This is a genomic window from Sphingomonas sp. LaA6.9, from assembly GCF_022601895.1.
GTDB lineage: Bacteria > Pseudomonadota > Alphaproteobacteria > Sphingomonadales > Sphingomonadaceae > Sphingobium_A.
The window spans coordinates 206,490-219,011 of record NZ_JAKVIO010000001.1; the positions used below are offsets into that span (position 1 = coordinate 206,490).

Below are 12,522 nucleotides of genomic sequence, written 5' to 3' on the forward strand. Positions count from 1 at the left end.
TCTCCTTCTCAGAAACCTTGTGGTGACCAGATATCGGTACGCGCGTTCGCCCACTCGGCCCGCTCCCATTTGAGCAGGGTGGGGGCGGCGCTGACCAGCGCATTGCGATCGGCGGCCGCAAGCGCGCCGAGCAGCGCGCGTCCCGCGCGGGCGCGGATCAGGCTGCGATGCTCGGTGGCGAGCGCTTCGGGCGCGATGCCCCCGGCAGTGAAGGGAATGGCGTTGGCCGCCTTCGCCTCGAACCACGGCCAGAAGAAATGGCCTGCGCGGACCGCGCTCCATGCGGCGCCCAGATAGGCGCCATGGCGATCGGGCGTCTGGTCGGGAATGGCGTGTTCGGCCCAGTCTTCGGTGCGTTCGGCGGTTGGAATATGAGCGTCGATCGCGCCCCAGCCACGCGCGCCGACCTGCCGGGCGACGGCTGCGGCAAGCATCGCCGAGAAGCCCTCGCCGATAATGACGGGAGTCTTCGCCCTGCTGACCCCCGCGATCGCGGCCGCTGCAATCGTGCTCCAGCCGTCGAGATCGGGGGTGTAGCCATGCTGCCAGTCGTCCGACAGGCCATGGCCGGGCAGGTCGATCGCCAGCGCGTCGCTGGTGTCGAACAGCTCGGCGGCGCGGCCGGGAGCGTGAATCAGCACGGTCTCGGCATCGGGATTGCCCTGCCAGTGGATCAGCCCGTCAAAGCCTGCGCCCGCGACCCGGACAAAGCCGCCGTCCTCGCTTTCGGCGATCGGGTGAGGGGGGAGAGCAGGCGCGGCGCGCAGATGCGCAAGGCACGCGTCCTCGAGGTCGGCGGGCGTGGCGACGGCCTCGGCGCGCCAGCTCGGCGGCATCTCGCCCAGCCGCGCGATATGCGCCTGCAGCGGATCGCCATTATAGGCCGCGATCAGCACGGGGACCGTCTCGGCATCGGTCGCGGGAATGTCGCGCGGCGCGCGGAGTACCGCACCATAGCCCGCGCGATAGGCGTCGCCGCTGTCGAGCATGTCGCGCACCACCGCGTCGGTCTTGATCGGATCGTCATGCGCAACGCTGATCCGCGCGCCATCGCGGACGTCGAACCAGGGGAAGAACCAGGTCTGCTCGATGATGCGGTTCCAGACCCATGTCAGGTGCTCGCCATAGGCGCTGGGCTGGAAGGGGGGCAGGTAATCCTTGTCGAAGATCGCCATTTCCTCAGGCGTCCAGACGGCATAGCCGCCCGTCGCGAGCGCGGTAAAGCGTTCGGGATGGCGCTTGACCGCGCCCACCAGGATGATTCCGCCCGAATGGAAGCCATATGCCGCGGTCTTCTCGATTCCGAGTGCGTCGAGCAGTTCGATCAAGGCGCCGCTGAAAGCGCCTATGTCGGGCGAACCCGGCAGCGGATCGGACTGGCCGAATCCCGGCGTGTCGGGGGCGATACAGGTGAAATGCTGCGCCCATTTTTCCATGAGCGGCTCATATTCGGCGGAGCTGCGCGGGCTCTGATGAACCATGAGCAGTGTCGGCCCCGATCCTGCCTTGCGGTAATGGACACGGCGGTTGCCGACGCGGATGAAGTGGCGGGTGATTGTCATGCGCTCTAATTTGTCCGGACAAATTCCACTCGACAAGTCCTTTTCGCAAACTATCGTGCGAATCACGATTTTGCAGGAGTTTTGTGATGACGCTGATCGGTACCCGGATGGTCTGCGACGGCCGGACTGCGCGCCAGATTTTCGAGGAAGTGATGGCGAATCCGGCGCGCAACAAGTTCGGATTCGGCGAGAAGCTGGCGATCGTGAACGTCGATTTCCAGCAGGCCTATACGCGCACCGACATGTTCAAGACCGCCTACGAGACCGATCCCGCGCAGATCGCGTACACCAATACGATCTCGCGGCTGGCGCGCGAGAGGGGCATGCCGGTGGTCTGGAGTCGCGTCGGCTACAAGGATGATGCGGGTGATGCAGGCGTCTGGGGCACGCGCACCGACACACCCGATTCGCTGCAGAACATCAAATATGGCAGCGAGCGCCACGCATTCGACCCGCGCTGCGAGATCGACGCGAACGACCTGCAATACACCAAACGCATGCCCTCGGCCTTTTTCGAGACGCCGCTCGCGAGCTACCTGCGCTGGCACAAGGTCGACACCGTGGTGGTGACGGGGGGCAGCACCTCTGGCTGCGTGCGCGCGACCGCGGTCGATTCGCTGTCCTACGGCTTTCGCACCATCGTCCCCTTTGAGACCTGCGCGGACAAGCATGAGAGCTATCACTTCGCCAATCTGACCGACCTCCAGCTCAAATATGCCGATGTCGAGCCGGTTCAGGCGGTGATCGACTGGCTGGAGGCCCGCTGATGCGCGAAGGCGAAGCCGATCCCGGCCTCTACGATTTCGTTCCCTATCGCGGCCGCCCCAAGATCGCATGGCCGGGCGGCAAGAAGGTGGCGGTATGGGTCGCGCCCAATCTCGAATATTATGAGATCGATCCGCCCGCGAACCCGCTGCGCAAGAGCTGGGCGAAGCCCCACCCCGATGTCGTGGGCTTTTCGCATCGCGATCATTCGAACCGCGTGTCGCACTGGCGCATGGCCGAGGCGATGTCGAAATACGGTTTTCCGGGCTCGGTCTCGCTGTCGGTCGCGCTCTGCCAGCATCATCCCGAGGTCGTCCGCGACGCCAATGAGCGCGGCTGGGAGTTCTTCAGTCACGGCATCTACAACACGCGCTACAGCTACGGGATGGATGAGCGCCAAGAACGCGCGATCATCGAGGATTCGATCCGCACGGTACGCGAGGCGACGGGGCAGACGATCCGCGGCTGGCTCGCGCCCGCGCTGACGCACACGCCGCGCACGCTCGACCTGATCGCCGAATATGGCCTCGACTATACCTGCGATCTTTATCACGACGACCAGCCCCAGCCGGTGAAGGTGCAATCGGGCAGGCTGGTCTCGATCCCCTACAGCCTTGAGGTCAACGACCATTACGGCTTCTTCGTCTACAACATGAGCCCACGCGAATATGCCGATACGCTGATCCGGCAGTATGAGCGGCTGGCGGAAGAGGGCGAGGAATCGGGCACCGTGATGTGCATCCCCTTGCACGCCTATCTGATCGGCCAGCCGCACCGCATCGGCCCCTTTGCCGAGGTGTTGCGCCACATCGCCGAAGACGGGCGCGCATGGATCGCGCGCGCGGGCGAGATCGCCGACCATTATTACGAACATCATTATGCGGAGGCCGCCCATGGCGCTTGATCCCGCCTATCTCGAATATCCGAAGCGTCGCGAAGGCTATGACCATGATCTCTATCCATGGTCCTCGATCTTCGATCGCAAGCCCGTGCAATGGCCCGAGGGCAGATCGGTTGCGGTGTGGGTATGCGTCAGCCTCGAATGGTTCCCGATCACGCCGTCGGACACGCCCTTTCGCGCGCCGGGGCACATGCAGACCAGCTATCCCGATTATCGTCACTATACCGCGCGGGAATATGGCACGCGCGTGGGCTTCTATCGTCTGCTCGACGCGTTCAAAAAGGCGGGGGTGCGCGTTTCGGTCGCCACCAATGGCGCGATCGCCGATCGCTATCCGCAGATCATTGCGGACATCGTCGCCGACGGGCACGAGATCGTCGCGCATTCGACCGACATGAACGGCACGATCGCGAGCGGCCTGCCGATCGAGGACGAGCGCGCGCTGATCGCGCAATCAATCGCTTCGCTGGAAAAGGCTTCGGGCAAGCGCCCGACGGGATGGCTCTCGATCGCGCGCTCGGAAAGCTGGAATACGCCCGATCTGCTGAAAGAGGCGGGGCTGAAATATGCCTGCGACTGGGCCAATGACGAACTGCCCTGGCGTTTCACCAACGGGCTCATCAACCTGCCGCTCAACCACGAATTGTCCGACCGGCAGATCGTCACGGTGCAGCAGCAATCGGCCGACAGCTATGCGCAGCAGATGATAGACGCCTTCGACTGGCTGGCGGAAGAAGCGAAGACCCATGGCGGCCGCGTGCTGCCGCTCCACATCACGCCCTATATCATGGCGCTGCCCTATCGCATTTCGGCGTTCGAGGCGCTGCTCGAAAAGCTCGCCGCGCGGCCCGAGGCATGGTTCGCGACGGGTGAGGAAATCGTCGCGAGCTGGGAGGCTCAGCAATGAGCCTTGCGGTCATCAATCCGCGTACGGGCGAGGCGGACTACGTCATCGAACCCGTCGACGGCGCGACAATCGCGGCGCTGACGAAGCAATTGCGCGCGGCGCAGCCCGGCTGGGCGGCACAGACCCCCGAGGGGCGCGGCGACGCATTGCGCAAGCTGGCCGACGCAATGGGGCGCCATCGCGACGCGCTGATCGCGGCGTTGACCGCCGATACAGGCCGTGCCGCTATCTCGGTGATCGAGGTCGACGCGATGACGCGGACCTTCATCCGCTGGGCGGACACCGCACCCGGCATCATCGCTGCCGCCACCGTGGCCGATCGGCAGACGGGCATTCCCACGATCACCACGACGACGCGGCTGGTGCCTTATCAGTTGATCGGCGCGATCAGCCCGTGGAACTTCCCGCTGACGCTGGCGCTGATCGATGCGATCCCCGCGCTCGCGGCGGGATCGGCTGTCATCATCAAGCCTTCCGAAATCACCCCGCGCTTCATCCGGCCGCTGATGGCGGCGATCGCGGAGGTGCCCGAGGTCGCGGCGGTGCTGACGCTGATCGAGGGCGATGGAGCGACGGGCGCGGCACTGGTCGATCATGTCGACTTCATCGCCTTCACCGGCTCGGTCGCGACCGGGCGCAAGGTGGGCGAGGCCGCGGCGCGCGCCTTCATCCCCGCGAGCCTCGAACTTGGCGGCAAGGATCCGATGCTGGTGCTCGCCAGCGCCGACCCGGTAAAGGCGGCGGAGACCGCGCTGCGCGCATCGGTGCTCAACACGGGGCAGGCGTGCCAGTCGATCGAGCGCGTCTATGTCGCGCGTGCCATCGCCGGGCCTTTCCTCGCAGCGCTCGTTGAGCAGGCACAGGCCGCGCGGCTCAACTATCCCGATGTCCATCAGGGCGACATCGGCCCCTTCATCTTCGCGCGGCAGGCAGAGATCGTTCAATCGCAGATCGACGATGCCGTGGCGAAAGGGGCGCGGGTGCTTGCAGGCGGCCAGGTCGAGACGCTCGGCGGCGGCAAGTATCTGCGCCCGACGGTCCTGGTGAACGTCACCCCTGACATGGCGATCATGGAGGAGGAAACCTTCGGCCCGGTCATCCCCGTGACGGTCTTCGACACTGTCGATGAGGCGATTGCCCACGCGAACAGCGGCATTTTTGGCCTTTCGGCAGCGGTGCTCGCGGGCACCACGCAGGAAGCCGAAGCCGTCGCGGTGCGGCTGAATGCCGGTGGCGTCTCGATCAACGACGGATCGCTGACCGGGCTTGTCTGGGAAGCCGAGAAGTCGAGCTTCGGCAAGAGTGGGCTCGGCCCCTCGCGCATGGGCGAAAGCGGCCTGCTGCGCTTCTTCCGCCGGCAGGCGCTCATCCGCCAGTCGGGCAGTGCGTTGCCGCTCGCGGCCTATTCGGAGGAAGCGCTGGGTGGCTGACCTTGCGAGGTCCATGCCCACCATGCTGCGCCATGCCGGATGGTGGGAAGGCGAATATCGCGTCATCGAGCGCGACGGCACGCTCAGCGATTTCCACCACATGCGCACCTTTTGTGAATTCCCCGCAGAGGGGCCGCACGCCTATCTCCAGCACAACTGGTTGAGATGGCAGGACGGCCGCACGCTCGAACGCGTGTTCGGCGCCAGCTTTCGCGACGGTCGGCTATGGTGGGATACCGAGCGGCTCCAGGGTTATGGCTGGGAGACGGAAGGCGGCATCGTCATGCTGAATCTCGTCCACAAGACTGAAGCCGATCTGCGCTTCACCGAAATGATCGAATTGTCCGGTAACGGACAGAAGCGCGCGCGAACATGGCAATGGTTCCGGAACGGCGAGCCCGTTCGGCGAACGCTTTGCGACGAGTGGCGCGTCGGAAATGCGCTGTAAAAATGCCAACATTTGGTGAGAAGCGCTGATAGCGCGCAAGATCTCCCGTGCATTTCTGCCGGGTTTCGCCAAAAATCCCGGCTTTACGGGATTGGCACGATTGCTGCGTAGGGCAGATCATCGCGGTCCGGACGGACCGCCCGCCCTACGGAGTAACAGTGATGCAAGCCGCAAAATCTTCCGCTGCCAAGGTCGCCAAAGAGGACAATCTGTTCGGTGTCTGCGCCGCGCTTGGCGAGGATTTCGGCTTCAATCCGCTGTGGCTGCGGATCGCATTGTCGGTCGGAATTCTCTGGAATCCGATGGCGATGATCGGCGGCTACGCGGTCCTCGGCGTGATCGTCGGGCTTTCGCGTCTGCTGGTGCCCAATGTTCGTCGCGACAAGTCTGCGGAGCAGGAGGAAGGCGGCGCGGTTGCCAGCCTGCCCACGCGCAGCGCGCAGACGGTTGAGGGCAACCAGGCACCGGAAATGGCCTGCGCGGCCTGACGCCACGCTTCATATTCCATGTCGAAAGGGCGATGTCGGCAGATCGGATGCCGACATCGCCTTTTTCTGTTCAGGGCAGCAGAACCGTCGATCCGGTCGTCTTGCGACCCTCAAGGTCGACATGCGCCTGCGCCACGTCCTCGAGCGCATAGCGCTGGCCAATGGTGATCCTGACCTTGTCCGAGCGCAGCATCTCCCAGAGCCGCTCGACACCTGCGGCACGCTCGGCGGGCTCGGCATAATAATGATAGAGCATCGGCCGCGAGTTATAGAGCGAGCCCTTCATCGCGAGCACGCCCAGATTGACGCCGCCCACGGGCGCATCGGCATTGCCATAGTTCACGATCAGGCCGCGGATGCCGCAACTGTCTAGCGAGGATTCCCAGGTCGACATGCCCACCCCGTCGAACACGACGCGCACGCCCTTGCCGCCCGTCAGTTCGCGGACGCGCTTCGCGGTGTCCTCGCTCTGGTAGAAGACGATATGGTCGGCGCCCGCCGCGCGCGCCTCGGCGGCCTTTTCCTCGGTGCTCACGGTGCCGATCACCGTCGCGCCCACCGCCTTCAGCCACTGGACGAGGATCAGGCCGACGCCGCCCGCCGCCGCATGGACGAGCACGGGCCAGCCCGCTTCCACCTTCGCGCAGCGTTCGACGAGGAACTCGACGGTGCAGCCCTTGAGCAGCACCGCCGCTGCGGTCTCATCGTCGATATCGTCGGGTATGTGGAAGAGTGAGGCCGCGGCGATATTGCGCTCGCTTGCATAGGCGCCGCGCTCGGGGCCGAAATAGCCGACGCGCTGGCCGGGCGTGAAGCCGGTCACGCCTTCGCCCACCGCTTCGACCACGCCAACGCCCTCGACGCCGAGTTCGGCGGGCAACTCGACGGGATAAATGCCGCGGCGATGATAGGTGTCGATGAAGTTCAGGCCCAGCACGGTGTGCCGGACGCGTACCTCGCCCGCACCGGGAGCGGGGAGATTGGCATCATGAAACCGTATGACCTCGGGTCCGCCGGTGGCCTCTATTCTTGCTACGCGTGCCATCTCGCCCTCCTTACCAGGTCTTGCCGCCGACCCAGTCGCCGGCAGCAGCATTGAACGCGCGGATCTCGATATCGGACCAGATATCCGCCTTGTAATAGGGATCTGCCTCGAGCAGCGCGCGCGCTTCTGCTTCGCTTTCGGCCTTCACCACGAGCAGCGAGCCGGTGAAATTGCCGTCCTCGTCACGCAGCGGGCCCGCGACCGCGAGCCGGTCGAGCCCCGCTTCGACATGCGCGAGATGCTCCTTCAGCTTCTCCATGCGCGTGGCCGTCGCGCCGGGTTTGTCCTTCGTGATGATCGCGTAGAATTTGGACATCTGGATTCCTTTCGTGAATTTGTTCAGCCGGCGATCGCGGGCCCTTCGATGAGCAGCACCTGGCAATCGGCGATGCCCTGGCGCAGCGCCTTCGCTTCGCCATATTCAGGGGAATTCCAGAAGGCGAGCGCGGCTTCCTTGCTTGGCCATTCGGAGATCACCACCGATCCGCCGTCGCCGAAGCGGCCCTCGAGCAGCTGACAGCCCGGCGCGCGCATCAGATATTTTCCGCCGAACTTTTCGACGAGTGCGGCCGCACGCGATCCGTAGCCCGCAAGGAAGGATTCACGGTCGGAAATCGTGGCGGTGACGATCAAGTAGGCGGGCATGCGGAGACTCCGTTAAATGTCCGGACAACATAGTTTGTGTCTCCATTGCTGCAATCAAAAATGGGCAGGCGTCACAGAATCCTGAAAGCCCAACAACCCTACGGAATGTGGGTGTTGCAATTATATGACAGAGATCGGATTTGTCGCCATATGCGCTCAAATGTCTGGACAACTTTGAGGGGCAATGAAAGCTTCCAGGCGTCATTCAATGGGGAGGAATAAGCTATGCGATTCGTGATCCGGGCAACCTTGCTCGCGGCAACGGCTTTGGTGCCTGCGTCGGTACTGGCGCAGGAAGCACCCGCCGAAGTGCAGGGCGGTATCGAAGACATCATTGTGACCGCGAGGAAAACCGAAGAGTCGCTCTCGGACGCACCAGTGGCAGTCTCCGCCGTCTCTGAAAAGATGATCGAACAGCTCGGTCTGAACTCGATCGACGATTTTGCCAAGCAAGCGACGGGCATCAGCTTCAGCCAGGCATTTGGAAGAACTTCGGACCGGCCCGTTATTCGCGGTCAGTCCAACGTCCTCGCCAATGTGCAGTTCGGGGTGGAAACGGGCGCGGCCTATTTTGTAGACGGTATCTACTATCAAGGTGACATCCAGGGTTTCGACCCCAACTCGATCCAGCGCGTCGAGATCATCAAGGGCCCGCAGTCGGCGCTTTATGGCCGCAACACCTATTCCGGCGCGATCAACTATGTGACCAAGGATCCGTCGGACACGCTGACCGTTTCTGGCAAGGCAAGCGTTGCCGAGCACGACACCTATGATCTGAGCGCCTCGATATCAGCGCCGATCATGGGTGATGTGGTCGGTATTTCTGCCGGCGGGCGCTATTACGAATATGGCGGCGAGTATCGCAACCAGCTTACCGGCAACAAGGTAGGCCAGGAAAAGAGCTATTCGGGCTATGTGACGCTGGTCGCGAAACCCAATGACGACATCAAGATCCGCCTGCGTGGCCAATATCAGCACGACCGGGACGGATCGCTGCCGATCTTCCTGCAGGGCGCCGATGCCAACAACTGTATGCCCGGTTTTCGCAGCCTGCGTTATCGCCAGCGCAACCTTCCACCGCCCGTGCCGGTTTCACCGACTTCGACGTTCCAACCGGCCATCGGCATTTCCAATAACGCCAACCAGTATTTCTGCGGCACGATCGAGCCTCAGCCGAACAACATTCGCGTCAACAACGATCCCGTCTCAACCTTTTTTGGCGTACGCGACGCCACGGCGTTCGATGGCAATCGCAACGATCAGTATCTGGCGTCGGGCATTGTCGATTGGGACATTGGGGGTTCCGGGTGGATCGTATCCAGCCTTACCGGCTATCGGAACAATACCAATCTGTTTGGCGACGATGGCGACCACACCGACAGCTTCTTCTTCCTGTTCCCGCCCGTGCCGCCTGCGACCGTCGAGCCGGCATTTGCGAACACCAATCGCGATGAAACGGAGGATTTCAGTCAGGAAATTCGTCTTGCCAGCCCCGCGGACCAACCCATTCGCGGCTTGCTGGGCGGCTATTATTTCAAGCAGACAAACCGCAACCAGGATCTGACCTTCGCCAATCCAACCGCCGGCGAAGCATTGGGCACCAACGCTTCGGCATATGGAAGCATAGAAGATGTTGCAGTGTTCGGATTGCTCAGCGCCGAATTGACCGATGAGATCACGGTCACTGGCGAGATCCGCTATGCCGAGGAACGCAAGACGATCATCGAACGCGCCGCTGCGACGTCAATCTTCTGCGCGGGCGAAGCTGGCCGCGCGGGCCAGTTCGGATTTACCGGCACGTGCTTGCCCGCGGGCAAGTTCAAGGATTGGACACCCCGCGTCACCATCGACTGGAAGCCGACCGACGACCTGCTCGTCTATGCCGTCTATGCAGAAGGCAACAAGCCGGGTGGGTTCAACGGCGCGGGCGGCCTTTCGGCATCGACGCTGACGGGCACCGATCAGACCGCCTATCTGCCGGAAACCGTGAAGGGCGGCGAACTTGGCGTGAAGTTCGATACGGCCGATCGCATCGCACGCTTCTCCGCAGCGATTTTCTATAACAAACTGGCTGACGTTCAGCTCACACGGGCCATCCCGCCAACAGTCGCCGGCCAGTCTTCCACGTCCATCGTGACCAATCAGGGCGACGCGGAAACCAAAGGCTTCGAGCTCGAAATGCAGGCGGCGCCAACGAACGGACTGAACGTCTCGCTGGGCGTCGCCTATGTCGATGCCAAGTTCACCAACGGCTGCGATGCCGATCTCTTTACGCTCAATTCGGGCGGGTTCCGGCCGAATTTCGACACCGACAATCCGCCGGCCAACATGTTGCCGCTGTGCGATATCACGGGCAAACGCATGCCGCTGGGTTCACCCTGGATTGTCAACGGTTCGATGAGCTACGAGCGAGAGGTCGGCGCAAACGGACTGAGCCTGTTTGCGAACACCAGCTTCAGCTATGAGGATGCGAAATACATCCAGGTCGACAATCTCGCTAAGACCGGAGACGCCTTCCTGCTCAACGCGCGGCTCGGTGTCCGTACCGAGCACTGGAGCCTCACATTGTTCGGCCGCAATCTGACGGACGAGGATGCGATACCGCTCGCTACCCGCTGGTTCGACTATCGCTATGGCAACGCCCGCCGCGACGTCGGAACGACGGGTACCTTCCAGGGGCAGGCCTTCGCGGTCGAAACGGGCGCGCCGCGCGCGTTCTTCGCGACGCTGCGCCGGGGGCGCACCTTCGGGATCGAGGGCACTTTCAAGTTCTGACGCGCTGTCTTTCAAACAAAAAAGGCCCCGCCGGAGTGTATCCGGCGGGGCTTCTTTTTTAGTGCGCTCTCAACTCGAGCGGGGGTGCCGCCGCCTTGCGGTGGTCCGTGATCAGCTAAACGCAATCGGGACCGTCGCGGCGGCGCGTCATGTCAATGGCCCTGTCTCGGCGCTTCCGGCGCGGCCTTGCGCTTTTCGTCGACCCATTTCTTGAAGACCGTCCAGGTCGTCTCATTGGGGCGCGCATCGTCGACAGGGGGTGCCTGGGTGTAGATCGGGTAGTTTGCCGCGATCTCGTCCTTCAGCACCTTGGGCAGTTCGTCATAGCTCTTGAGCTTGGTACCCATGGCGTTGAACACGATCTGTCCCTGGCGACCGCGCATCTTCATCCACGGCATCCAGTCCGAGATGCGGACCCATGACACCGAGGGGTAGGCCGTCGGGTTTTTCGTATCGAGCAGTTCGTCGGTGCGCGCGACGAAATCGAATATTTCCATCGCGTGATATTTGTTGCCGACAAAGTCCTGATAATCGCCGGCAAGCACGTTGTGATAGAAAAGCGGCACCTCCAGCGGCATCGCGAACCACTGGCCCATGCGCTTGTGGCTGAGCTGAAAGGGTTTGCCGTCGGCGCCATAGGGAAAGCTCGGGCGCGCGTTAACGGGATCGTTGGCAATCTGCATCACCTCGACCTTCTCATCGGTCCAGGGGTTGGTCCATGTGCGCAGGATCTCGCCCGTCTTCGGGTCGGTGAACACCATGACCTCGCGGCTGACCTGGCGATAGCCGGTGCCGCGCTTCTCGTCAGCGACAGAGACGCACTGACGAACGTTCATGCCCTCACCGTGGAACAGCAGTCGGTCGGGCTCGCCGGTGATGCGCGAATAGACCTTTCCCGACCAATAATAGACCGCGGGCGTCCCGTCCTTCACACCGCACTGGGTGCGCTTCATGATCTCTATCGCGTCTTCGGGCTTGGCCGGATCCAGCGTCCTCGCATTCGCGGGCATCGCCGCCAGCGTCCCCAACGCCGCGCAACCCAGCAACACGTATTTCATCATGTCTTTCCTCCCCTTGTTTGGACGCGGAGATGCTAGCGCAGCTTTTCGAGAATGAAAATATGTCCGGACAAATTTGGAATATGCCCGAGGACATTGTTGATTGCTGAGCCCTATTTGGCGCTTTCCGCCTCGATATAGGCGATGATCGCCTTGCGCCTGGCGGCGTCGGCTTCTCCGGCAAACCCCATGCGGTTGCCCGGCACGATCTTGTTCGGCGCGGCGATAAAGGCGTCGAGCGTCTCAGCGGTCCATGTCACGCCGCTGCCCTTCATCGCGTTCGAATAGGTGAAGCCAGCTTGCGTTCCCGCGGTCTTGCCAAGGATGTCGTGGAGATTGGGTCCGGAGCGCTTTGCGCCATCCTTGTCGAAACTGTGGCAGGTGGCGCAGCGCGCGACCTCGTCGCCGGGGCCCGCGGCCTTGTCTCCGCCGCAACCCGCAAGCGTCAGCGCTGCCAGCGCAAGAATGGAAAGTCCGATGCTTCTCATGATGATTGTT

At 62.9% G+C, this 12,522-nt stretch carries 13 protein-coding genes; 7 read left to right on the plus strand and 6 right to left on the minus strand.

Translation table 11 applies throughout. The features are described from left to right. Positions 1–8: 8 nt before the first annotated feature. Positions 9–1,562, minus strand: a complete 1,554-nt coding sequence (locus MKI88_RS00895; protein ID WP_241628487.1) for an alpha/beta hydrolase — start codon at positions 1,560–1,562, stop codon at positions 9–11. A gap of 86 nt (positions 1,563–1,648) precedes the next feature. On the opposite strand from MKI88_RS00895, the gene MKI88_RS00900 reads away from it, so the two are divergent. The 6 genes from MKI88_RS00900 (at position 1,649) to MKI88_RS00925 (ending at position 6,501) form a co-directional block, all read left to right on the plus strand. Beyond that, the gene (locus MKI88_RS00900) at positions 1,649–2,329 is read left to right on the plus strand and encodes an isochorismatase family protein (protein WP_241628489.1); all 681 of its coding nucleotides are present in this window, start codon (positions 1,649–1,651) and stop codon (positions 2,327–2,329) included. Beyond that, positions 2,329–3,231 carry a polysaccharide deacetylase family protein gene (locus MKI88_RS00905; RefSeq protein ID WP_241628490.1) on the plus strand — a complete coding sequence of 301 codons (903 nt, stop codon included), beginning with the start codon at positions 2,329–2,331 and terminating at the stop codon, positions 3,229–3,231. Before MKI88_RS00900 ends, MKI88_RS00905 begins: the two co-directional genes overlap by 1 nt. Then, positions 3,221–4,135 carry a polysaccharide deacetylase family protein gene (locus tag MKI88_RS00910; RefSeq protein WP_241628492.1) on the plus strand — a complete coding sequence of 305 codons (915 nt, stop codon included), beginning with the start codon at positions 3,221–3,223 and terminating at the stop codon, positions 4,133–4,135. Before MKI88_RS00905 ends, MKI88_RS00910 begins: the two co-directional genes overlap by 11 nt. Further along, positions 4,132–5,565, plus strand: a complete 1,434-nt coding sequence (locus tag MKI88_RS00915; RefSeq protein ID WP_241628494.1) for an aldehyde dehydrogenase family protein — start codon at positions 4,132–4,134, stop codon at positions 5,563–5,565. Before MKI88_RS00910 ends, MKI88_RS00915 begins: the two co-directional genes overlap by 4 nt. Then, on the plus strand, positions 5,558–6,013 hold the full coding sequence (locus MKI88_RS00920; protein ID WP_241628503.1) for a hypothetical protein: 456 nt from the start codon (positions 5,558–5,560) through the stop codon (positions 6,011–6,013). The genes MKI88_RS00915 and MKI88_RS00920 overlap by 8 nt, the downstream gene beginning before the upstream one ends. 161 nt (positions 6,014–6,174) lie before the next feature. Then, entirely contained in the window at positions 6,175–6,501 is a 327-nt protein-coding gene (locus MKI88_RS00925; protein ID WP_241628505.1) for a PspC domain-containing protein, read from the plus strand. A 70-nt stretch (positions 6,502–6,571) separates the two neighbouring features. Here MKI88_RS00925 and MKI88_RS00930 read toward each other — a convergent pair whose 3' ends face one another. From MKI88_RS00930 to MKI88_RS00940, 3 genes are read right to left on the minus strand one after another with little or no spacing between them, the layout of a single operon-like run. After that, positions 6,572–7,546: a quinone oxidoreductase gene (locus MKI88_RS00930; protein WP_241628507.1), complete on the minus strand. Its 975-nt coding sequence runs from the start codon at positions 7,544–7,546 to the stop codon at positions 6,572–6,574. 10 nt (positions 7,547–7,556) lie between these two features. Next, the gene (locus MKI88_RS00935) at positions 7,557–7,862 is read right to left on the minus strand and encodes a YciI family protein (protein ID WP_241628509.1); all 306 of its coding nucleotides are present in this window, start codon (positions 7,860–7,862) and stop codon (positions 7,557–7,559) included. A gap of 23 nt (positions 7,863–7,885) precedes the next feature. Beyond that, positions 7,886–8,191 carry a DUF1330 domain-containing protein gene (locus MKI88_RS00940; protein ID WP_241628511.1) on the minus strand — a complete coding sequence of 102 codons (306 nt, stop codon included), beginning with the start codon at positions 8,189–8,191 and terminating at the stop codon, positions 7,886–7,888. 225 nt (positions 8,192–8,416) lie between these two features. Here MKI88_RS00940 and MKI88_RS00945 point away from each other — a divergent pair, with 225 nt between their 5' ends. Beyond that, positions 8,417–10,966: a TonB-dependent receptor gene (locus MKI88_RS00945; protein WP_241628513.1), complete on the plus strand. Its 2,550-nt coding sequence runs from the start codon at positions 8,417–8,419 to the stop codon at positions 10,964–10,966. Between the two features lie 152 nt (positions 10,967–11,118). Here the strand turns inward: MKI88_RS00945 and MKI88_RS00950 are convergent, their stop codons facing one another. Together MKI88_RS00950 and MKI88_RS00955 are read right to left on the minus strand one after the other, a co-directional pair. Next, positions 11,119–12,027 carry a DUF1838 family protein gene (locus MKI88_RS00950; RefSeq protein WP_241628515.1) on the minus strand — a complete coding sequence of 303 codons (909 nt, stop codon included), beginning with the start codon at positions 12,025–12,027 and terminating at the stop codon, positions 11,119–11,121. A 110-nt stretch (positions 12,028–12,137) separates the two neighbouring features. After that, complete coding sequence (locus MKI88_RS00955; protein ID WP_241628516.1) at positions 12,138–12,512, minus strand: cytochrome c family protein; 375 nt, start codon at positions 12,510–12,512, stop codon at positions 12,138–12,140. Positions 12,513–12,522: the final 10 nt, after the last annotated feature.